The following is a 21,958-nucleotide window of genomic DNA, read 5'->3' on the forward strand; positions in this document are numbered from 1 at the left end:
TGTAACCCAACTATGTTTAAACTCAACTTAAAAATCGCTTTGCGCAACTTGTGGAAGAATAAAACTTCTTCTTTCATTAATGTAATTGGTTTGGCTATTGGTCTTGCTGCGTGCTTAATGTTGTTGCTATATGTTACCTACGAATGGAATTTCGATAAGCAAGGAAAAAACGCTGAGAATTTGTATACGGTAATGACCAACATACCTGGTGATAATGGCAAGATTTCAAATACTTTTGAAGGTTCTACAACTGCACTCGGACCATTGTTAAAAGAAGAAATTCCAGAAATTAAACATTTAGCAAGAATGAATTACCTCAAAAAGGCATTGATTGCAGTTGGGGAAAATAGTTTTAAAAAACTCGGAAAATTTGCTGAACCAGAAATATTGAAACTGTTTGATTATCAATATATAGTAGGTAATGCAGCAACTGCGATGCAAAATCCTAAATCAGTAATTCTTACAGAAAGCACCGCGAAGGTATTATTTGGCTCTACGCAAGTGTTAAATAGGGTAGTTAAATATCAAGACAAAGAAGATTTGACTGTTTCTGCAGTAATTAAAGATTTGCCTGATAACACTTCTGCAACCTTAAAATTTGATTATCTAATGCCTTGGGCTTTTTACGAGATGGTTGAGGCCAGTGCAAAAGAACTTAATTGGGGCAATTTCAGTTTTGTTACCATGGCTTTATTAGACCCAAATGCAGATATAACTAAAGTTAATCAAAAAATAGACAAGGTTGTAAAAGTACACTTGGAGCAAGCAAACCAACCTTATTTCCTTTACCCACTAAACAAGCTTCATCTATATGGCAAGTTTGAAAACGGGGTAAATGTTGGCGGTGATATTGAGCAGATTTATCTATTTGTAGCATTGGCATTTGGTATTTTGATGATTGCCTGTATCAACTTTATGAATATGGCTACAGCAAAATCAGAGAAAAGAGCAAAAGAAGTAGGTATAAAAAAGACAATTGGTGCCAATAGGGTGTCATTGATTATGCAGTTTTTAACAGAATCAATGGTGTTAACTTTTATTGCTGTAATTGTTGCAATTGCCCTGCTAGAAATTTTCTTGCCAACCTTTAATAATCTACTAAACATTAAATTAAGCATAGGATATTTTAGCGCATCAAGCTGGATGTGGATTTTAGGAATAGTATTCTTAACTGGTTTAATTGCGGGAAGTTACCCTGCTTTTTATCTGTCGGCATTTAATCCCATCCAAACTTTAAAAAAGAGGATAAAATCTGGTGGAATTTTAGCCATTAACTTAAGGCAAGTTCTAGTTGTCGGACAGTTTTGCTTTGCAATTATTTTGATTATTTCTACGATGGTGATTTACCGTCAAATACAGTTTATAAAAAATAGACCAATGGGAATTGATGTTAATGCGCTTGTAGAAATCCCGCAAGATGGCGAGTTAAAAACAAAGTTCGAGGTTGTTAAATCTCAACTATTGAAGTCTGGAGCTGTGACGGCTGTGTCTCAATCTTCAGTAGGTTTATCTCATCGTGGGCAAAATTTTATGGATGTTAAATGGGAGGGAATGACTAAACCATTAAATACACAATTGTTTAATCAAGTGGCAACTACTTATGATTTCATTAAAACCAATGGAATTAAATTAAAAGAAGGAAGAGATTTTTCTAAAAACTTTGCATCAGATTCTGCTGGCGTATTGGTTAGTGCTGCAGCCCTAAAGGTATTTGGTTATACTAATCCTATTGGTAAAACAGTTACAATATTTGATGACAAATACACTATTGTTGGTGTTTTTGATGATTATGTGTGGGATTCTCCTTATCAATCAAATAATCCTGTGATTGTATTTTTTGACCCAAATAGAACGGGAACAATTACCATGCGTTTGAATGAGGAAAACTCAATAGCGCAAAACATTGTTGCAATTACCGAAATCACAAAACAAGTAAATCCTGCATATCCAACCGATATTAAGTTCTTAAACTCAATTTATCTGGAGAAATATAATTCAGAAAAAACACTAGGTATTTTATCGAACCTTTTCGGTGGCCTGGCAATTTTTGTGTCTTGCCTTGGCCTTTATGGCTTGGTTGCTTATAGTGCAGAACAAAGAACAAAAGAATTTGGTGTAAGAAAAGTATTGGGAGCTTCACTACTTAACCTGATGCAATTGTTATCGCTCTCTTTTGTGAAAATGATTATAGTCTCTATCATCATCGCCGTGCCGTTAAGTTTTTATTTGATGAATAAATGGCTAATGAAGTTCGAATTCCATACAGAAATATCATGGTGGATTATACCAATTGCTGGCTTTGGGACTTTGATAATGGCTTTGGTAACAGTAAGTTTTCAAGCCTATAAATCGGCGAAGGCAAACCCTGTAGATGCATTGAAATACGAATAATTAGTAAGTAATAAGTTATACGTTTTAAGTTGTAAGTTGTAAGTACTGTACTTATAACTTACCATATAAAACTCAAAAGATGTTTAAACTCAACTTTAAAATAGCACTGCGTAACCTTTGGAAGAATAAAGGTTTCTCTCTTATAAATATTGGCGGATTGGCGATTGGTTTAGCTAGTTGCATGATCTTGTTAATTTACGTGGCTTATGAGTGGAGTTATGATAAACAATCCACTAATCATGATAAAACCTATATAGTTTATCAAAATTCAGTAGCCAATGGAAAAACTTTTAGTTGGGCTTGGACACCGAATGTAATGGCTAATGAAGTGCAAGAGAAAATTACTGGAGTTAAATATGCATCGCATTCTACTTATCCGAGTGGAAAGCTAATTACTGTTGGCGATAAAAAAATAAGTAGTAAGGCCATCTTTGCAGATCTAAATTTTGTTAAAATATTCAATTATAAATTTATTAAAGGGAATCCACAGCAGGTTTTAAAAGATGCCAATACAATTATCTTAACCAAATCTTTTGCCGAAAAATTATTTGGAAATGAAGATCCTATTAATAAAACAATAAAACTTGAAAATCAGGATATTTTAAAAGTTTCGGCGGTCATTGATGATGTTCCTGCTAACAACAGTATCATTTTTGATTGTTTAATGCCTTGGGCATTGTTTGAAAAAAGAGAAGCTTGGATAAGGGAGGGTAACTGGGGAAATAACATGTGTCTCACTGTTGTCCAGCTGAAGGAAAATGCTTTTTTTGCTAAAGCGAATGCTGAAATGCTGGGCATTTATAAACGTAATCAAAAAGGAAATACTGCAGAGGCTTTCTTACATCCTTTAACGAAGTGGCATTTGTATGGTGATTTTGAAAATGGTAAATCTGTAGGTGGTAAAATAGATCAGCTTAGAATATTTTTGCTGTTGGCCTTTTGCATATTGTTAATTGCTTGTGTAAACTTCATGAATTTATCTACTGCCCGTTCTGAGGGTAGAGCAAAAGAAGTTGGGGTTCGAAAAGCAATCGGTTCTTCTCGAAAATCCTTAATCAGTCAGTTTTTGTTAGAGTCGGTTTTACTCACTTTCATTTCTACAGTATTAGCTTTTATCCTAGTAGAAATAAGCTTGCCTTATTTTAATAATTTGTTAAACATAAAATTGGAAATTGATTACAGTAATATTAATTTTTGGATTGGACTGTTGATTTTGATGACCTTTACTGGATTTATATCTGGAAGTTATCCTGCACTTTACCTGTCATCATTTGAACCCATTAAGGTATTAAAAGGGTTCAGAGTTAAAACAGATTCATCTGTTTCGGTTAGAAAAGTTTTAGTGGTAGGGCAATTCGTTTTTGCCGCTTGTTTGATTATCTGTACTGCTATAATATATCAACAACTTAACTATGTTAAGAATAAACCAATTGGTTATAATAAATCTAATTTAGTGCAGATTGCCGTTCAAGGTAAAATGGCTGATCAAGTTAAGCTTGCATTGCTTAAATCTAAATTATTGAAATCGGGTGCTGTTTCTGATGTTACTTTTTTTAGTCAAGATATTACTGAACACGGAAATAACACCACAGATGTATCCTGGCAGGGAAAAAATGCTGGAGAATCTATTCTGTTTAACAATGGAGGAATTGGAAGTGATTTTATAAAAACGATAGGTACGGAACTTGTTGCTGGAAGGGAATTTTTAACAAATTCTGCCAATGATACAAATAGTGTGATGTTGAATGAGGCTGCAGTTAAAATGATGAGGCTTGAAAATCCTGTTGGAGCAAAAATTAGATTTTGGGGTAATGAGAGGGTAAATGTAGGTGTGATTAAAGACTTTGTGGTAGAGAGTGTCTATCAAAAAGTCGCTCCAATGATATTTTTTCCAAGTTCAACATGGGGTGCAGCTGCAGTAATAGTTCGTATAAATCCTAACCAGAATATAAGTTCATCGTTAGAAACGGTAGATGAACTTGTTAAAGAAATAGAACCAAATTATCCTGTTAATAGAAAATTTGTTGATGAGTCGTTTGAAGTGAAATTCCAAGATGAGAAACTTTTGGGAACGCTTTCTAACTGGTTTGGTGGTTTTGCCATCTTTATTTCTTGTTTAGGATTGCTTGGATTGGCACTTTTTATGGCCGAACAGCGTAAAAAAGAAATTAGCATTCGTAAAGTTTTAGGGGCAAGTACAGGTAATATTCTGACCTTGCTAAACAAAGATTTTATAAAGTTGGTGGCAATAGCTAACATCATCGCATTTCCTGTGGCGTATATCATTATTAATCAGTGGCTTTCTACTTTTGAGTATCGAGTTTCTATATCGTTTCTGCCATTTGCATTAGCTATTGTCATTTCAATTTTAATCGCCATTTTAACCGTAAGTATACAATCAATAAAGGTTGCCAAAGCTAACCCTATTGATGCCTTGAAATATGAATAATTATTAAGTAATAAGTTATACGTTTTAAGTTGTAAGTGCAGTACTTATAACTTAAAACTTACCACGTAAAACTCAAAAGATGTTTAAACTCAACCTAAAAATCGCCCTTCGAAACCTTTGGAAAAACAAGGGGTTTTCATTAATAAATATTGGTGGCCTAGCTATAGGTTTAGCTTCTTGTTTAATGTTGTTGTTGTATGTAAACTACGAGTGGAGTTACGATAAACAATATAAAGATGTTGACAATATTTATTTCGCTAAACTTAACCTAAAGTTTAATGGAAATATAGCTACAACAGGGGCTTTACCATACAAATTAGCAGATGCAGCATTGCAAGAAATTCCAGGGATAAAAGATGCAAGCAGAATATCAATGGGACAAGGCAATAAGTTGTTTAGTTATAAGGAAAATAAATTCAAGCTAAAATCTCAATATGTTGACGTTTCTTTCTTAAAAATACTGAGTTACCCATTTGTATATGGCAATCCTGCTACAGCATTAAATGAACCTGGCTCTATAATTTTAACAAGTTCAGCCGCTAAAAAACTATTTGGCAACATAAATCCGATAGGACTAAGTCTAAAATGGGATAATTTAAAAAATGTTAAAGTTACTGGTGTGATCGAAGACCTCCCTAAAAACCAGAGTATGCAATTTGAGGTTTTGCAACCCTGGTCGTTTTTTGAGCAGTTAGATCCAGATATTAAAAATGCAGGATGGGGCACCATTGATTGCCTAACATTATTTACCCTGAAAGATAATGTATCAATAACTACAGTAAATGCAGCTTTGAAAAATTTTATTGTTGCTAAAGAGCCAGAACTCAAATCTTACATATATGAGCCATTTCTCTTCCCCTTTGGCAAAACACATTTGTATAATGAGTTTCAAAATGGAAAAGTAACAGGAGGTAAAATTGATGAAGTGAAGTTGTTTTTATTTCTAGCAATTATAGTACTACTTATTGCTACAATAAATTACATGAACCTTTCTACCGCTAGGTCAGAAAAAAGAGCAAGAGAAGTTGGTGTTCGGAAGGCTTTAGGTTCTACCAGGAAGACAATAATGGGGCAATTCCTTATTGAATCGTTACTAATTTCCTTTTTTGCAATGTTATTTGCTTTCGCTCTATTAGAATTATCACTTCCATATTTTAATAATCTATTAGATATCAAAATTGAAATCAACTATTCGTCTTATTTATTTTGGTTAACACTTTTGAGTTTGGTTTTGATAACTGGATTCTTGGCAGGTAGTTATCCGGCATTTTATTTATCATCATTTATTCCTGTTAAAGTTCTAAAGGGATTTAAAGGTAGTGTAGGTTCATTATCCATTCGTAGGGTTTTGGTAGTAGTGCAGTTTAGTCTTTCTATTTGTATGATTATCAGTGCGATTTTTATTTATAATCAAATCAGGTTTTTAAAGGATAAGCCATTAGGATTTGATGAAAATTACATGGTTCAGTTAGATTTAGAAGGTGAGCTAAAAAATCCTTCAAAATTAGAATTGTTTAAAGATCGATTGATAAAAGATGGATCAGTGATTTCTGCAACGGAATTTGCAAGTCCATTTACAAATAACGGCTCCATTACTGGAGATATTAGCTGGCCTGGAAAATCCTTAACAGATAAATCTATTTTAGATTATAGAAGTGTAGGGTTTGATTTTTCAAAAACCATTGGAGCAAAAATAGTTGCAGGTAGAGATTTGTCACCAAAATTCCCTTCAGATACTAGTACTTCAGTTCTTTTAAATGAAGCTGCAGTAAAACTGATGAGTTTAAAAAATCCTATTGGTACAATTATAACTTGGGGTGATAATCCGCCGCTAACTGTTGTTGGTGTAATTAAGGATTATTTCAGTGTAGGTGTGAGCAAATTGGTTACACCATGCATTTATTATTATAACATTAAAACTAGTGGGGTATTGTTGCTAAAATTAAATCCAAATCAAGCATTAAACACATCAATTGATAATGTGAAAGGTATAAGTGAAGAATTAAATCCAGCTTATCCAGCAGAAATTAAATTTATAAGTGATGGTATGGAAGAAAAGTTAAAAAGCGAAAAACTTTTAAGTGTGCTTTCTAACCTATTTGGTAGCTTCTCGATTTTTATTTCTTGTCTCGGCCTTTTAGGATTGGCTTTATATATGGCAGAGCAAAGGAATAAAGAAATCAGTATCAGAAAAGTATTAGGTGCTAATATGGGAGATATTTTGGTATTGCTTAATAAAGATTTCTTAAAATTGGTTTTGATATCAAATCTAATTGCTATTCCAATTGCTTATGTATTAGTTAATAAGTGGTTACAAAAGTATGATTTTAAAATAGATATTAATTATTGGCCATTTGCTTTGGCTTTATTAGTGTCAGTTTTTATAGCGGTACTAACAGTGAGTTTGCAAACTTTTAAAGTTGCAAAAGCCAATGCAGTTGATGCCTTGAAATATGAATAGAAACGAGTTACAAGTTGTGAGTTGCAGGTTACAAGTCTGGGCTCATAACTCGTAACCCATAACCCATAACTCAATTATGTTTAAACTCAACTTAAAAATCGCCCTTCGAAACCTTTGGAGAAACATAGGGATTACTTCTATAAATGTGGGTGGTTTAGCTGTGGCTTTAGCTGCATTTATGCTGTTGATGATGTATTTTACTTACGAAACCAGTTTCGATAAGAAGAATCCTAATTTTGATAACATTTATATTGTCGGTAGAACATTCCCAGACTTTAAAACCAATTACACGCCACCACCATTCGGAAAAGCAATTAAGGAAAATTTCTCTGAAGTTGTAGCAGTTGGTAAGATGAAAAAAGGAGGTTTTGAACTTGCAGTTTCTAGCCATACAAGTACGGTATTTACTAAACAGCAATTATTTGTAGAATACGAAGCTGCCAAAATGTTTAATATCATTCCAGAAGGCGGATTGAAAAAACCAAATGGGAATGAGTTTTTATATTATTTGAGTAAGCCATATATGCAAACGCTTTTCCCAAATAAAAAAGATACTAAGCCAGAAATGGTATCGATTGGGAGTAGATCTGCAGAGCAATTTGGTGAAGTTAGAGGCAGTATTGTTCCAGACTCACATTCAAATATCAGCTTTGATGCTGTTTCTATCGTTAATGAAATTGGGACTGGGGAGAGTTATGGTCACCCTAATTACTTCACCTATATACAAGTAAAACCAGGAACTGATATTGCAAGCTTAGAGCTGAAAATAAATAATCTTTATCACAGCGAGCTTACCAAAAATGGAATGGTGGATGAAGGAGAAGATGTAACAGAAACAAATGCTTTTTTAGACCCTTTAAAAAATCAGCATTTAAAACCAAAAGCAGGTAGCGATGCTAATTATAAAGTTTTAATTGCTTTATCAGTTTTAGGCTTTTTGATTTTAGTAATAGCATGTATTAATTTTACAAATTTAAGTATTGCTCAAGCAGCCAAAAGAGCCAAAGAAGTTGGCGTTAAAAAAGTAATGGGTGCTTATCGCTTTCAGCTTACAATTCAGTTTTTAATAGAAATTTTAATGCAATGCTTAGTCGCTACTGTCTTGGGATTAATCATTGCAGAAATTGTATTGCCAAAGTTTAACTCATTGTTTTTGGTCCATTTATCTATCTGGAATAAAGAGAACGGATTAATCTGGCAACTTCCGGTTATTTTATTATTTATTACTTTAATTGCAGGCATTTACCCAGCAATGGTACTTTCTGGTTTTAAACCAGCCGCAGTTTTAAAGGGAAATTTTCAGACTAGCAGACAGAGTTATTGGTTAAGAAATAGTTTGCTAGTTGTTCAGTTTAGCATTGCGGTAATTTTTATTACAGGATTGCTAATCATTAATTCGCAATTAAAATATATGCGAACTCAAGATGTTGGCTTTAATCCTGAACAAGTTGTATATGTTAAAAACCTTGTCTACTATACCAAGCCTGAAGTTTTTGCTCCTGTAAGAGAAAAAATAATGAAAATTCCAGGTGTTAAAGCAGTTACGGTTGCCAATGCAATACCCGATGGCTCAGGGATGGGCGGTAACGGCTATACTGTTGAAGGGAAACAACATAGCCTAAGCTTCTTGGATGTTGACTATGATTACTTTGAAACGCTCAATATCAAATTAAAGGAAGGAAGGGCTTTCTCAACGAGCTTTCAGGCCGACGCTGTGAACTCTGCTATTTTAAATGAAGCGGCGGTTGCTAAATATGGAATACAAAATCCGATAGGGAAAACAATAAGAGGTTGCAATATAGATTATACCATAGTAGGTGTAATTAATGATCTTAAGGCAGAAGGTTTTGAGAAAGCCGTTGAGCCAACAATTTATGCCATAAATAATCCATGTGGTAATCCGAAAACAGAAATTATGGTTAAAGTTGATGAGCAGCGAATGGCTGAGGTGTTGGCAATATTAAAATCGCAATGGTCTGACATCAATAAAAGAGATGGCGATAATTTTAGGTACCATTTTTTAGATGAACTATATGGAAAACTTTTCGCCAAACAAGAGCAATTACAATCTGTGTTTTTTGCGGCAGCATTACTCACCATTTTCATTGCAATTTTAGGGCTATTTGCCTTTGCCAAATACATTACCAATGGTAGAATTAAGGAAATTGCAGTGCGGAAAATATTAGGTGCAAATGATTTGCAAATCTTTAAACTAATTAATACATCATTTTTTGTAATGGTAATGATTGCCAATCTAATCAGTTGGCCATTAGCTTACATTTTAACCAAAAAATGGTTAGAAACATTTGCTTACAGAATAGAAATTCCAATACTCCCTTTTGTACTAAGTGCATTAATTACAATAATGTTAACAATAATTACCGTTACAATTCAAGCAAATCGAGCAGTGAGAGCAAACCCAGTTGATGCCTTGAAATACGAATGATTTAAGCTGAAAGCTTAATAATCAAAGATAAATGAGCAAAGAATAAGGTAGCACGACGAAAGTCTAACTACTATGTACTAACTACTTGATACTAACAATATGTTTAAACTCAACCTAAAAATCGCCCTTCGCAACCTTTGGAAATACAAAGGATATACTGCTATTAATGTTTTTGGCCTCTCGATTGGTCTCGCAAGCTGCATACTCATTTTCATTTTTGTGAGGTACCAAACAAGCTTTGATCAAGATTATGCCAATGGAGATAGAATTTACCGTGTAGTTTCTTTTTGGAAATATCCAGATGGAAATGAGTTTTTTTCACAAGGAGTCCCCCAACCTTTACCAGCTGCTGTTCGAAATGATTTTTCTCAATTTGAAAAAGTAGCAGCTATCCAACAAAGTGGAGGTATAATTAAAGTTAGGGCATTACCAGGCAAAGCCGAAATTAAAAAATCAGAACAGGTATTTTATGCAGAGCCATCGTTTTTCGAAATATTCGATTATAAATGGCTTGCAGGTAATCCGAACCAATCTTTAATTGCGCCAAATACAGTTGTACTATCAGAAAAAGCCGCAAATAACTACTTTGGCGACTGGCGGAAAGCGATAGGTAACACAATAAACTTCGATAATCAAACCGATTTTAAAGTAACTGGTGTTGTAAAAGACAATCCTCAAAATAGCAGTTTTGCATTAGAAATTATTTTTAGTTACGCTAGCTTTAGTACAAAGTATAGTAAAAACTGGGGTTCAGTTTCTTCAAGTTCAGAATGTTACGTGTTGCTAAAAAAAGGCATACAGGTTAGTGACTTGACTAAGCCTTTGCAGCAATTTCTTAATAAATATGAAAATGACAAAGATGCCCCAGGCAAAGTTGGACACATTTTTCAGCCATTAAAAGGCATTCACCATAGCGATGATTTTGGAAATTTTGCTGAAAAGTATATGCCCTACAAACAAATTATAGGCTTGGTAATTATCGGTTTATTTTTGCTTTTAACGGCTTGTATCAATTTTATTAATTTAGCGACAGCACAAGCAATTAGCAGGAGCAAGGAGGTTGGTGTGCGCAAAGTTATGGGTAGCAGGCGTAAACAATTGGTTTGGCAATTTTTAAGCGAAACAGCCTTAATTACTTTTATAGCCCTATTGTTGGCTTGTGTTTTATCGGAATTAACCTTGCCAAAAATGGAAAATCTATTTGGTGGTGATGTATCTTTTAGTCTCTTTGGTCACCCAATTATTTTTGTATTCTTATTAGGCTTGCTTGTGGTCGTGAGTTTTTTAGCGGGATTATACCCAGCTTTAGTGATGTCGGGTTTTAGCCCTGCATTAGCCATTAAAAATAAAGTTGCAGCAAACGCTGGAGGTATAGGTTTGCGTAAAACATTAGTGGTTATTCAGTTTGCAATTACTGCAATTTTAATTATTGGCACCTTGGTAGTCATTAAGCAAATGAGTTTCATTCGTAATAAATCTCTTGGCTTCGATACACAAGCCATATCATTGGTAAGTTTACCTCAAGATAGTTTAAGCCAACTAAAATACAATGGTTTTAAAGAAAGATTAGGTGCTGTTAAAGGGGTAAAAAGCATCAGTTTTTGCTCTGCAGCTCCTTCAGCAAATAGTAATAATGAAACTAGTTTTACTTATAATAGTTCTAAAAGTGCAGATTTTCAGGCCAATGTTAAAGTGGTAGACGAAGCTTATTTTAAAACCTTTGGCTTGCAATTTATTGCTGGCAGACCACTATCAAAGAGCGATACCATTAAAGAATTTGTAGTAAACGAAACACTCATTAAAAAATTGAATGTAAAAGATCCTAATGAAGTTATAGGTAAGATAATGAAAATTTGGGGCGGCACTGGACCAATTGTAGGTGTTGTTAAAGATTTTAATAATTATTCGCTGCATGAAAAAATAGCACCTATTGCTATATTCTCAAGGAAAACAAGGTATACGAGTGTAGCTATAAAATTAGATGTTGCAGAGATGGGTAATACAATGAAACAAGTAGAAAGCACTTTTAATACATTGTTTCCAGATTTTGTGTATGAAAATAATTTCTTTGATGAAAATTTAAAGGGTTTTTATGAAACAGAACAAATCATGGGAACGCTTTTTAAGGTTTTTGCTAGTGTGGTAATCTTCATTTCGTTTATTGGCTTGTTTGGTCTGATATCTTTCGTGGCAACGCAACGTACCAAAGAAATTGCTATTCGCAAGGTTTTAGGTGCATCAAACCTAGAATTGATAAAAATGCTAAACAGCTCATTTTTATGGATGGTGTTAATTGCAAACATGGTGGCTTGGCCAGTGGCTTACATTTTTGTTAAAAATTGGCTAGCAGGTTTCGAATATAGAATTGATTTAAGCATCTGGCCCTTTGTGTTTGCGATGATTATATCAATGAGCATCACCATAATAACAGTTACATTGAGAAGCTACAGAGCCGCAAAAGCAAATACAATTGATGCGCTGAAATACGAATAAAACGAGTTAAAAGTTATGAGTTACAGGTTATAGGTCTGGGCTCATAACCTGTAACTCATAACCCATAACTCAATTATGATTGAACTTAAAAACATAGAAAAATACTACGCTAACAAAGGAGTAAAAAGTTACATCCTTCGTCACGTAACAACGAGCATTAAGCAAGGAGAATTTGTTTCCATTATGGGGCCATCTGGAGCTGGAAAATCTACTTTGTTAAATATTTTGGGGATGTTAGAAGAACCAACTTATGGCGAATATCATTTTATGGGTGAAGATGTAACAGCTATGAAGGAACGCCAAAGAATTGAGTTATACCGCAATCATATCGGTTTTGTTTTTCAAGCCTACCATTTAATTGACGAGATGACAGTTGCTGAGAATATTGAAGCACCTTTGCTATACAAGAAAATTCCAGGAGCAGAACGAAAAAGCCGCATAGCAGACATTTTGGATCGCTTTAACATGGTGGCTAAAAAAGATTTATTTCCAAACCAACTCTCTGGTGGACAGCAACAATTAGTTGGCATTGCAAGAGCTTTAGTGGCGCAGCCATCAATTATTTTGGCTGATGAACCTACAGGAAACCTGCAATCTGCACAAGCAGAACAGATAATGGATTTATTTAAGAAATTAAATCAAGAAGAAAATATTACCATTCTTCAGGTTACGCACTCAGAAAAAAATGCACAGTACGGTAATCGGATTCTAACCATAGAAGATGGGGTGATAAAGGAAGATGTAACCGTAAAATAAATAAGTTAAAAGTTGCGAGTTACAGGTTAAAGGTCTGGGCTCGTAACCTGTAACATATAACCCGTAACTCAACTATGTTTAAACTCAACCTAAAAATCGCCTTACGCAATTTATTTAAAAACAAGGTTTACGCAGCCATTAATATTGGTGGTTTGGCGGTTGGATTAACATCTTGTCTGTTGCTTATGTTATATGCAACTTATGAGTGGGGCTATGACAAGCAGTTCAAAAATTCAAATCACATTTATCAAGCAATGATCAATTTGCAAGATAAAAATGGAAATGTGATCAGAACTATTGAACAATCACAAAATGTAATGTTGGATGCACTTAAACAAGAGTTTCCAGATGTGAGCTATGGTGCAAGAAGTACCAGCTCTTATAAAAGATTGGTTGCAAATGACGAGCAAAGTTTAAAATTACAAAGTAGATATGTTGATCCAGATTTTTTAAAGGTATTCGATTATGAATTTATTAGTGGAAACCCCGCAAAAGCACTAAACGATCCTAATTCTATTGTACTGACAGCAACTGCTGCAAAGAAGATATTTGGTAAAACCGATGTTCTTAACGAAAAAATTCGCTTTGAAAACCAAGTCGATTTAAAAGTCACCGCAGTTATTAAAGACTTGCCTTCTAATACCACCTTTGGTTTCGAAAGCCTTACCACATGGACGTTATATGAAAATTTAAATGAATGGCCTAAACAACCAAGTTGGGGTAGCCACGATTACCACACTTTGGTTAAACTAGATGAAAAAGCAGATGTCGCTTCGTTCAATTTGAAATTAAAGGGCTTTGTTAGGAAACACTTTGCAAATGCAAATGAAGATGTTTTTTTATATCCGCTAACAAAACTACATTTATACGGAGCTTTTGTAAATGGACAGAGTACGGGCGGTAACATAAATCAAATGAGGTTATTTGTAGGTTTGGCTATCGGAATTTTATTGATTGCCTGCATTAATTTTATGAATTTGGCTACAGCAAGCACTCAAGGAAGAGCAAAAGAAATTGGTGTGAAAAAGACAATGGGAGCAACTAGAACTAACCTAGTTAGTCAATTTATGCTAGAATCATTTATTTTAACATTGCTCAGTATTTTGCTCAGCATTATCATACTTGAGTTTACTTTACCGTTATTTAATCAATTACTAGGAATAGAAATCGTGTTCGATTATTTAAACCCAATCAACTGGACGTTGATTTTGGTAGTATTGATCCTTACTGGTTTTGTAGCCGGAAGTTATCCTGCATTTTACCTTTCTGGGTTTAATGTGATCCAATCCTTAAAAAAATCTTTGAACTTTAAAAAAGGATATGCTTTAACTTTTAGGCAGGTTTTGGTGGTAGTTCAATTCAGTTTTTCAATCATCTTAATTGCAGCAACTATAACTATTTACAAGCAAATCCAGTTTGTAAAAAATACCCCATTGGGATATGATACAAATGGTTTGGTAGAGATACCACATGAAGGACTATTATATTCAAAATTTAATGTGCTAAAAACAAAGCTATTGTCTAGCAGAGCAGTAATCTCAATGACACAATCTTCTGGTAGCATTTCTAATAAAAATAGTACAATTAGAGCCTTAGGGTGGGATGGGATGAATGAAAGCGACAAACTGATTGATTTTGATCAGATCTATACCACTTACGATTTCATAAAAACAGCAAATATTAAATTGATAGCTGGAAGAGATTTTAACGAGAAATTCGCTTCAGACAGTGCTGCTTTGTTGCTAAGTAAAAAAGCGGTAGAGGTGATGGATTTAAAAAATCCAGTAGGAGCATCAATTTTATATCAAGGCGCCAAACGAAACATAGTCGGTGTATTTGAAGATATTGTTTGGGATAATCCGAGCAAGAATACTGCTCCAATGGTTATCGCATTTGCAGATATAAGCGATGTGATTACCATGCGTTTAAACCCAGAGAAAAGCTTAAGTGAAAGTGTAGGATTGGTTACGAGTATTATTAAAGAAGTAAATCCAAATTTTCCAGTAGAGATAAATTTTATAGATAACTTAAATGAAAGCAAGCTAAAAAATGAAAGGGTTTTAGGAACATTGGCTAACCTGTTTGGTTGTTTAGCAATTTTCGTTTCTTGTTTAGGTTTATTCGGGCTGTCATCATTCAGCACTGCACAACGAATTAAGGAGGTTAGTATTCGTAAAATTTTAGGTGCTTCAGTTGGTGAGTTAATGACATTACTTTCTGCTAGTTTTGTAAAATTGATCTTTATAGCAATTGTAATTGCACTTCCTATAGCTTATTATGTAATGAATAATTGGCTCCAAACATTCGAATTGAGAACTGCCCTAAGCTGGTGGCTATTTGTTTTAACAGCATTGCTTATTTTGGTGATTTCTGTTATAACCATTAGTTGGCAAACTTATCGAGCTGCAAAAACTAACCCCGTTGATGCTTTAAAATATGAATAGAAAAAAATGTATCCAATGAAAAAATTAATAGTAATCATATTCATTTCCTTTTTCTCATTTATTTCAAATGCGCAAGAGTGTAATTGTAAACTTAATTTTGAAGCTCTAGTTAACCAAGTGAAGCCAAATTATGCTGGCTTTAACGATAAAGTTAATGCTAAAAATTTGACATATTTTAACGATTTTACTAGTAAACTGCAAAATAGAGCAGCTAATGTTAAGGCTATCGATTCTTGTTATGTGATTCTAAAAACATGGACAAACTTTTTTAAAGATCGGCATCTTCGTGTTCAGTTGGGATGGCGATACAGAGAAAAATTTCCTGAGAAGGTTAAGGAGATAAATAAGCAATTCCCTAAAAGAAATTTACCTCCTGCAGCTCCAGATAAATTAACCGAAGAAACAAATATTACAATTTTAGAAAATGATGCATTATTGTTTAGGCTGCCTTCTTTCGAGTGGTCTGAAAAAAAGAAGATTGATAGTTTAATTACTAATTACAAAAGTACACTTAAAGATAAACCTTACTGGGTTATAGATTTAAGGGGTAATGCTGGAGGAACTGATTATGCCTATGACAGCTTACTACCTTACCTATATACTAATCCTATTAAAGCTAAGCCCGATGAATATTGGGCATCTGATGGAAATATTAACATTTTAAAGGAAAATTTAAGCGATACAAATTTGCCCGAGGGAAATAAACAATTTCTATCATCGGTAATTAAATTAATGGAGAATAATAAAGGAAAGTTCGTAAATCCTTCTGGTAAAGATTTTTTTCTAACAACTTTAGACTCTGTATACACATACCCTAAAAAAATTGCGATTTTGATTGATCGCAACAGCGAAAGTTCTGCCGAATCGTTTTTGTTAAATGCAAAGCAGAGTAAAAAAGTTATACTTTTTGGAGAGAATTCTGCAGGAGTTTTAGATTATGCAAATACTCAATATTTCGATCTTCCACAGCCAGATTTTAAATTAGTAGCAGCAATTTCGAGGTCTAAAAGATTACCACTTTATCCAATTGATAATATTGGAATTGCTCCAGATGTAAAAATACCGAATGACACGCCAGATAAGCTTAAAGTTATCCTGAAGAAATTAAAAAGCAAGAAATAAGTTTTTTAAAGCTTTATATTAAACAAAATTGCATTTTTGCTAGATGCAAAAAACCGTCATAGACCAACTTGGCAACGAAGTTACATTCAATTATCCACCTAAAAGGATTGTTTCTGTTGTGCCTTCGCAAACCGAGTTGTTGTTTGATTTGGGTTTGGATGAAGAAGTAATTGGTATTACTAAATTTTGCATTCATCCGATAGAAAAATTTGCTTCGAAAACTAAGATTGGGGGAACTAAAAAATTACTCATAGAAAAAATTAGGGATTTAAAACCTGACTTAATCATTGGCAACAAAGAAGAAAATACACAGAGCGAGATTGAATTGCTGATGCAAGAATTTCCGGTTTGGATGAGCGATATCAAAAATTTGGAGGAAGCAATGAAAACCATTACTCAAATAAGTGAGTTGGTAAATAGAGAACCCGAAGCCGCTTATTTAAATCATTTGATTAATGCAGGTTTTACAGATTTGCAAACTTTAGCAGTAACGAAACATATTAATAAAAGTGTTGCCTATTTAATCTGGAAAGATCCTTACATGTTTGCTGGGCGACATACTTTTATAGATGATATTTTAAGAAAAATTGGTTTGCAAAACGTAATTGACCTAAGTAGATATCCAGAGTTGGAACTCTCGCAACTCATAACCCATAACCCGCAACTTATCTTTCTTTCTTCAGAACCTTATCCGTTTAAACAAAAACATATTAATGAGATCCAATTGGCGTTACCAAATGCAAAAGTAATGTTGGTTGATGGGGAGATGTTTTCTTGGTATGGTAGCAGGTTGGTAAAAGCCGTAAATTATTTTTTTCATTTACAAGATGAATTATATTGATGCATTGCTATTATCTTTGCAATAAATACTCCCTTATCTATAAAATTTCTATGAAAAGAATACTATTACTATCCCTATTTGTTGCTGTTATTTCTGGATGCACTTCTATGAAAGACTCAAATACTGCAACTCGTGTTACCGCAACAGGAACAATTGAAAAATTAGGAATGACAACCTTTCAATATGGTACGCACATACTAAAAGCAGAGAATAAAACCTATGCCTTAAAAAGTACTCGAATTAATCTTGATACTTATATAAATAAAAAGGTTACCATAAAAGGGAATAAGGTTTCCGGTTATCCATTAGAAGGTGGCCCTGAACTTATTGATGTGACGTTAGTTCAATTCTAAGGTCAAAATCTTCTTGTAGTCGATGAACAAAAGATTGCAGCAAAAAGACCGACTAACCTTAATAAAATTTGCTGCAATTGCTTTTCTAATTTCTTAATGCCTCAATATTAATAAGATAGAAATATAAGGCGAATAGCAATGGTTTAATCATCATTAACATTCCAACTTACAACATTAAAACCTTACAAGATTTATCAAAAATAAATCATCTTAATTTTGTTTATTGATGCAAAACGCTATCTTTGCAATCCAAAATAAATCCTAATTGCGGATGTGGCGTAATTGGTAGCCGCACCAGACTTAGGATCTGGCGCTTCACGGCGTGGGGGTTCGAGTCCCTTCATCCGCACTATACATGAAGCCGTTCCGTTAATTCGGAGCGGCTTTTTTTTAAAAAGACATTGATAAAAAATTAAATATAAATCGATGTGTTGTTTGAGTTCCGCAGTTTGTCTCAAATCTCATATCTCAATACTCATATCTAAAATGAATATCACACAGGAAAAAATTGACGATTTAAACGCATTAGTTAAAATTACTATCGCGCCTGAAGATTACACACCAAGAGTAGATAAAGCCCTTAAAGAGCAAGCTAAAAAAGCAAATTTACCCGGTTTCCGTAAAGGAATGGTGCCAATTGCACACATGAAAAGAATGTATGGCAAAAGCATTTTGGTAGAAGAAATCAACAATATGTTAAGTGAAACTTTATCTAAGCACTTAACAGATAACAAAGTTGAAGTTCTTGGTCAACCTTTACCAATAATGGATGATAGTAAAGAATTTAAATGGGATAACACAGATGAATTTGAATTTAAATATGAATTAGGTTTGGCACCAAAGGTGGATGTTGAAATTACTTCAAAAGATAAATTCACTGCTTATAACGTAAAAGCTGATAACGAAACTTTAGAAGCTCGTATCAAAAACATCCGTAAAAGCTATGGCAAAATGACAAACCCTGAAGTTTCTGCAGAAGGCGATGTGCTTTATGCTGATTTGGTACAACTGTCTCCAGACGGAACTGCTTTTGAAGGAGGTATTACCAGTACAGGATCTATCCGTTTAGACTTAGTAACAGACAAAAAGATTTTAAAATCTTTAGTTGGTTTAAAGAAGGATGCGGTTGTTGAATTAGACATTCAAAAAGCATTTGATAACAATGAAACTGTAATTGCAAAATTGTTAAACATTGGCGAAGAGGATGCAAAAGATTTGAAATCGAAATTCCAAGTAACGGTTAAAAATGTAAACCGTTTAGAAGAATCAGACTTAAATCAAGAGTTCTTTGATAAAATATTTGGTGCAGGTTTAGTAACTGATGAAGCTGGTTTTAGAGCTAAAATTACTGAGGAGGTAGAAAGTATGTTTAAGCAAGATGCAGATCGCAAATTGCAAAATGATATCTACACGCAGTTAACAGAGCAAACTAAAATGCAATTGCCTGATGAGTTTTTACGTAAGTGGTTAAAAGCTACTAACGAGAAATTAACTGATGAGGAGTTAGAACAAGGTTATGCTGATTTCGCAAAGAACCTTAAATGGACTTTGATTGAAAACAAAATCATCACTGAAAACGAAATTAAAATTGACTATAAGGATGTTTTCGAAACTGCTAAGCAACGTTTAGATGCACAGTTTAGAATGTACAGCCCACAACCAATGCCAGAAGATCAGTTAGCTCAATATACAGCTACTTTCTTGCAAGAAAAAGAAAATGCTAATCGTATTTTCGATGAGGTTAAGGCATTAAAAGTATTCGAACACATACAATCGGTAGCAACCTTAGATCAAAAAGACATAGACTATAACAAGTTTATAGCATTGAAATAATCGAGGTTTGTCATCCTGAGCTTGTCTAAGGGTTATGAACGATAGTTACATCTGACAAATTAGGTAATATTGATATTGTTAAAAGCAGCGTTAAGCTGCTTTTAATTTATATAATAGATTTTTTATCAATAGCAATGTGCTATATTGTCACTAAAATCTGCTTGGTATGTTCTTTGATTATTATGAAATTGTAAACGATTAATTTGTAATTTTCAATCGAAATGTAAATTATATTTTGATTTGATAAGCAGAGGTTATAATTTACGTTATTCTTAAAAAGACATACTTAAAGGATTAATTCCCATTCACATGAAAATAGATAAAGAAGAATTTAGAAAATACGCAGTTAAACACCATAGAATTAACGGACTAAATGTAGATCGTTATATTGGAGCAACTAATAATTCTCCAAAATCAATGACACCATATATCATTGAAGAGCGCCAGTTAAATGTAGCTCAAATGGACGTTTTCTCTCGTTTAATGATGGATCGTATCATCTTTTTAGGTGATGCTATTTATGATGGAAATGCAAATATCATTCAAGCTCAGTTGTTATTCTTGCAATCAACAGATGCTAACAGAGATATTCAAATCTATATCAACTCTCCAGGTGGTTCAGTTTATGCAGGTTTAGGTATTTATGATACTATGCAATACATCACACCAGATGTGGCTACAATTTGTACGGGTATGGCGGCATCAATGGGTGCTGTATTATTGGTAGCAGGTGCAGAAGGTAAACGCGCTGCATTAACGCATTCTAGAGTAATGATTCACCAACCATCGGGAGGCGCACAAGGAGTTGCTTCGGATATGGAAATTAACTTGAGAGAGATGTTAAAATTGAAAAAAGAATTATATGACATCATTTCTAAACATTCTGGTCAAAACTACGAATGGGTAGAAAAAGCATCTGATCGCGATTACTGGATGAAAGCTGACGAGGCTAAAAGTTTTGGTATGATTGATGAGGTGTTAGGTTCTACAAAATAAATAATTAGTTATGAGTTGCGTGTTGTAGGTTAAAGGTCTAGATGTAAAACTAGATGAGTAACCCATAGCCTGTAACCCATAACCCATAACAGAAAGAAAATGGCTAAACAAAACAAAGACTCACGTTGCTCATTCTGCAACTCTCCTAAGCAAGAAACTTTAATGCTTATAGAGGGAATGGACGCATATATTTGCGATAAATGTGTAACGCAGGCTAATGTTTTACTTGCACAAGAGTTAGGCAATAAAAAAAGTAAAGCTTTCGACGAAACATTTAATTTGCTAAAGCCTGCAGAAATTAAAGCGCACATTGATCAATATGTTATTGGACAAGATGATGCTAAAAAAGTGCTTTCTGTAGCCGTTTATAATCATTACAAACGCTTAAGTCAAAAAATTGATAAAGATGAAGTTGAGATTGAAAAATCTAACATCATGTTGGTTGGTGAAACTGGAACTGGTAAAACATTATTAGCTAAAACAATAGCAAAAATATTGCATGTGCCTTTTTGTATTGTAGATGCAACTGTTTTAACAGAAGCTGGCTATGTTGGTGAAGACGTAGAAAGTATATTAACCCGTTTATTGCAAGCTGCAGATTATGATGTAGCTTCGGCAGAACGTGGTATTGTATATATTGATGAGGTTGATAAAGTTGCTCGTAAAAGTGACAACCCTTCAATTACAAGAGATGTTTCTGGTGAAGGTGTACAACAAGCACTTCTTAAAATATTAGAAGGAACTATTGTAAATGTACCTCCACAGGGTGGAAGAAAACACCCTGATCAGAAGATGATCCCTGTAGACACCAACAATATTTTATTTATATGTGGAGGTGCTTTTGATGGTATTGAACGCAAAATTGCCAATCGCTTACGTACACAAGCTGTAGGGTATAAAGTTAAAAGGGATGATGTAGAGTTAGATTTAAAAAACCTGTACAAATACATTACACCTCAAGATTTAAAGGCATTCGGATTAATACCAGAGTTAATTGGTCGTGTACCTGTTTTAACGCACCTTAATCCATTAGATATTCAAGCATTGCGCAATATCCTTACCGAACCTAGAAATTCTTTAATGAAGCAGTATACAAAGCTTTTTGAGTATGAGGATGTAAGTTTAATATTTGAAGATGATGTTTTAGATTTCATTGTAAATAAAGCAATGGAATACAAACTAGGAGCAAGGGGATTGCGCTCCATTTGTGAAGCAATAATGCTCGATGCAATGTACGACACACCATCAGATCAGACAATTAAGGAATTGCATATCACCCTAGATTATGCCATTGAGAAATTTGAAAAGGCAGACTTTAAGAAGTTAAAAGCAGCATAAAAAAATCCTTCCCGAAACCGGGAGGGATTTTTTTT

At 33.9% G+C, this 21,958-nt stretch carries 13 protein-coding genes and 1 tRNA gene; all 14 read left to right on the top strand.

From position 1 onward, the window contains the following. Positions 1-12: 12 nt before the first annotated feature. The 14 genes from FA048_RS14880 to clpX all read left to right on the top strand — a co-directional run bounded on the left by FA048_RS14880 (position 13) and on the right by clpX (position 21,923). Entirely contained in the window at positions 13-2,391 is a 2,379-nt protein-coding gene (locus FA048_RS14880) for an ABC transporter permease (protein WP_136842517.1), read from the top strand. A 79-nt stretch (positions 2,392-2,470) separates the two neighbouring features. Then, the gene (locus FA048_RS14885) at positions 2,471-4,840 is read left to right on the top strand and encodes an ABC transporter permease (protein WP_136842519.1); all 2,370 of its coding nucleotides are present in this window, start codon (positions 2,471-2,473) and stop codon (positions 4,838-4,840) included. Between the two features lie 79 nt (positions 4,841-4,919). Beyond that, positions 4,920-7,301 carry an ABC transporter permease gene (locus FA048_RS14890; protein WP_136842521.1) on the top strand — a complete coding sequence of 794 codons (2,382 nt, stop codon included), beginning with the start codon at positions 4,920-4,922 and terminating at the stop codon, positions 7,299-7,301. 76 nt (positions 7,302-7,377) lie between these two features. Continuing rightward, positions 7,378-9,747: an ABC transporter permease gene (locus FA048_RS14895; RefSeq protein WP_136842524.1), complete on the top strand. Its 2,370-nt coding sequence runs from the start codon at positions 7,378-7,380 to the stop codon at positions 9,745-9,747. Between the two features lie 99 nt (positions 9,748-9,846). Beyond that, on the top strand, positions 9,847-12,240 hold the full coding sequence (locus tag FA048_RS14900; protein WP_136842526.1) for an ABC transporter permease: 2,394 nt from the start codon (positions 9,847-9,849) through the stop codon (positions 12,238-12,240). Between the two features lie 75 nt (positions 12,241-12,315). Next, the gene (locus FA048_RS14905; protein WP_136842528.1) at positions 12,316-12,996 is read left to right on the top strand and encodes an ABC transporter ATP-binding protein; all 681 of its coding nucleotides are present in this window, start codon (positions 12,316-12,318) and stop codon (positions 12,994-12,996) included. 74 nt (positions 12,997-13,070) lie between these two features. Beyond that, on the top strand, positions 13,071-15,440 hold the full coding sequence (locus FA048_RS14910; protein WP_136842530.1) for an ABC transporter permease: 2,370 nt from the start codon (positions 13,071-13,073) through the stop codon (positions 15,438-15,440). A 15-nt stretch (positions 15,441-15,455) separates the two neighbouring features. Then, positions 15,456-16,562, top strand: a complete 1,107-nt coding sequence (locus FA048_RS14915; protein WP_169306882.1) for a S41 family peptidase — start codon at positions 15,456-15,458, stop codon at positions 16,560-16,562. Positions 16,563-16,605: 43 nt separating this feature from the next. Then, on the top strand, positions 16,606-17,403 hold the full coding sequence (locus FA048_RS14920) for an ABC transporter substrate-binding protein (protein WP_136842534.1): 798 nt from the start codon (positions 16,606-16,608) through the stop codon (positions 17,401-17,403). 50 nt (positions 17,404-17,453) lie between these two features. Further along, positions 17,454-17,756 carry a hypothetical protein gene (locus tag FA048_RS14925; protein ID WP_136842536.1) on the top strand — a complete coding sequence of 101 codons (303 nt, stop codon included), beginning with the start codon at positions 17,454-17,456 and terminating at the stop codon, positions 17,754-17,756. 267 nt (positions 17,757-18,023) lie between these two features. After that, positions 18,024-18,105: transfer RNA gene (locus tag FA048_RS14930), tRNA-Leu, on the top strand. 137 nt (positions 18,106-18,242) lie between these two features. Beyond that, positions 18,243-19,589, top strand: a complete 1,347-nt coding sequence (gene tig / locus FA048_RS14935; protein WP_136842538.1) for a trigger factor — start codon at positions 18,243-18,245, stop codon at positions 19,587-19,589. Positions 19,590-19,898: 309 nt separating this feature from the next. Beyond that, a complete protein-coding gene (clpP, locus tag FA048_RS14940) occupies positions 19,899-20,585 on the top strand; it encodes an ATP-dependent Clp endopeptidase proteolytic subunit ClpP (protein ID WP_136842540.1) in 687 nt (228 codons plus the stop codon). Positions 20,586-20,684: 99 nt separating this feature from the next. Next, positions 20,685-21,923, top strand: a complete 1,239-nt coding sequence (clpX, locus tag FA048_RS14945; protein WP_136842542.1) for an ATP-dependent Clp protease ATP-binding subunit ClpX — start codon at positions 20,685-20,687, stop codon at positions 21,921-21,923. Positions 21,924-21,958 lie beyond the last annotated feature (35 nt).

The organism is Pedobacter polaris (assembly GCF_005116505.1).
In the GTDB taxonomy this organism is placed as follows: domain Bacteria; phylum Bacteroidota; class Bacteroidia; order Sphingobacteriales; family Sphingobacteriaceae; genus Pedobacter; species Pedobacter polaris.

What these genes read in the sequence shown, in the direction of transcription:
- FA048_RS14925 (WP_136842536.1), top strand. Translation starts at nt 17,454, where the DNA reads ATGAAAAGAATACTATTACTATCCCTATTTGTTGCTGTTATTTCTGGA.
- clpP (WP_136842540.1), top strand. Translation starts at nt 19,899, where the DNA reads ATGAAAATAGATAAAGAAGAATTTAGAAAATACGCAGTTAAACACCAT.
- FA048_RS14915 (WP_169306882.1), top strand. Translation starts at nt 15,456, where the DNA reads ATGAAAAAATTAATAGTAATCATATTCATTTCCTTTTTCTCATTTATT.
- FA048_RS14900 (WP_136842526.1), top strand. Translation starts at nt 9,847, where the DNA reads ATGTTTAAACTCAACCTAAAAATCGCCCTTCGCAACCTTTGGAAATAC.
- FA048_RS14910 (WP_136842530.1), top strand. Translation starts at nt 13,071, where the DNA reads ATGTTTAAACTCAACCTAAAAATCGCCTTACGCAATTTATTTAAAAAC.
- FA048_RS14895 (WP_136842524.1), top strand. Translation starts at nt 7,378, where the DNA reads ATGTTTAAACTCAACTTAAAAATCGCCCTTCGAAACCTTTGGAGAAAC.
- FA048_RS14880 (WP_136842517.1), top strand. Translation starts at nt 13, where the DNA reads ATGTTTAAACTCAACTTAAAAATCGCTTTGCGCAACTTGTGGAAGAAT.
- FA048_RS14885 (WP_136842519.1), top strand. Translation starts at nt 2,471, where the DNA reads ATGTTTAAACTCAACTTTAAAATAGCACTGCGTAACCTTTGGAAGAAT.
- clpX (WP_136842542.1), top strand. Translation starts at nt 20,685, where the DNA reads ATGGCTAAACAAAACAAAGACTCACGTTGCTCATTCTGCAACTCTCCT.
- FA048_RS14905 (WP_136842528.1), top strand. Translation starts at nt 12,316, where the DNA reads ATGATTGAACTTAAAAACATAGAAAAATACTACGCTAACAAAGGAGTA.
- FA048_RS14890 (WP_136842521.1), top strand. Translation starts at nt 4,920, where the DNA reads ATGTTTAAACTCAACCTAAAAATCGCCCTTCGAAACCTTTGGAAAAAC.
- FA048_RS14920 (WP_136842534.1), top strand. Translation starts at nt 16,606, where the DNA reads ATGCAAAAAACCGTCATAGACCAACTTGGCAACGAAGTTACATTCAAT.
- tig (WP_136842538.1), top strand. Translation starts at nt 18,243, where the DNA reads ATGAATATCACACAGGAAAAAATTGACGATTTAAACGCATTAGTTAAA.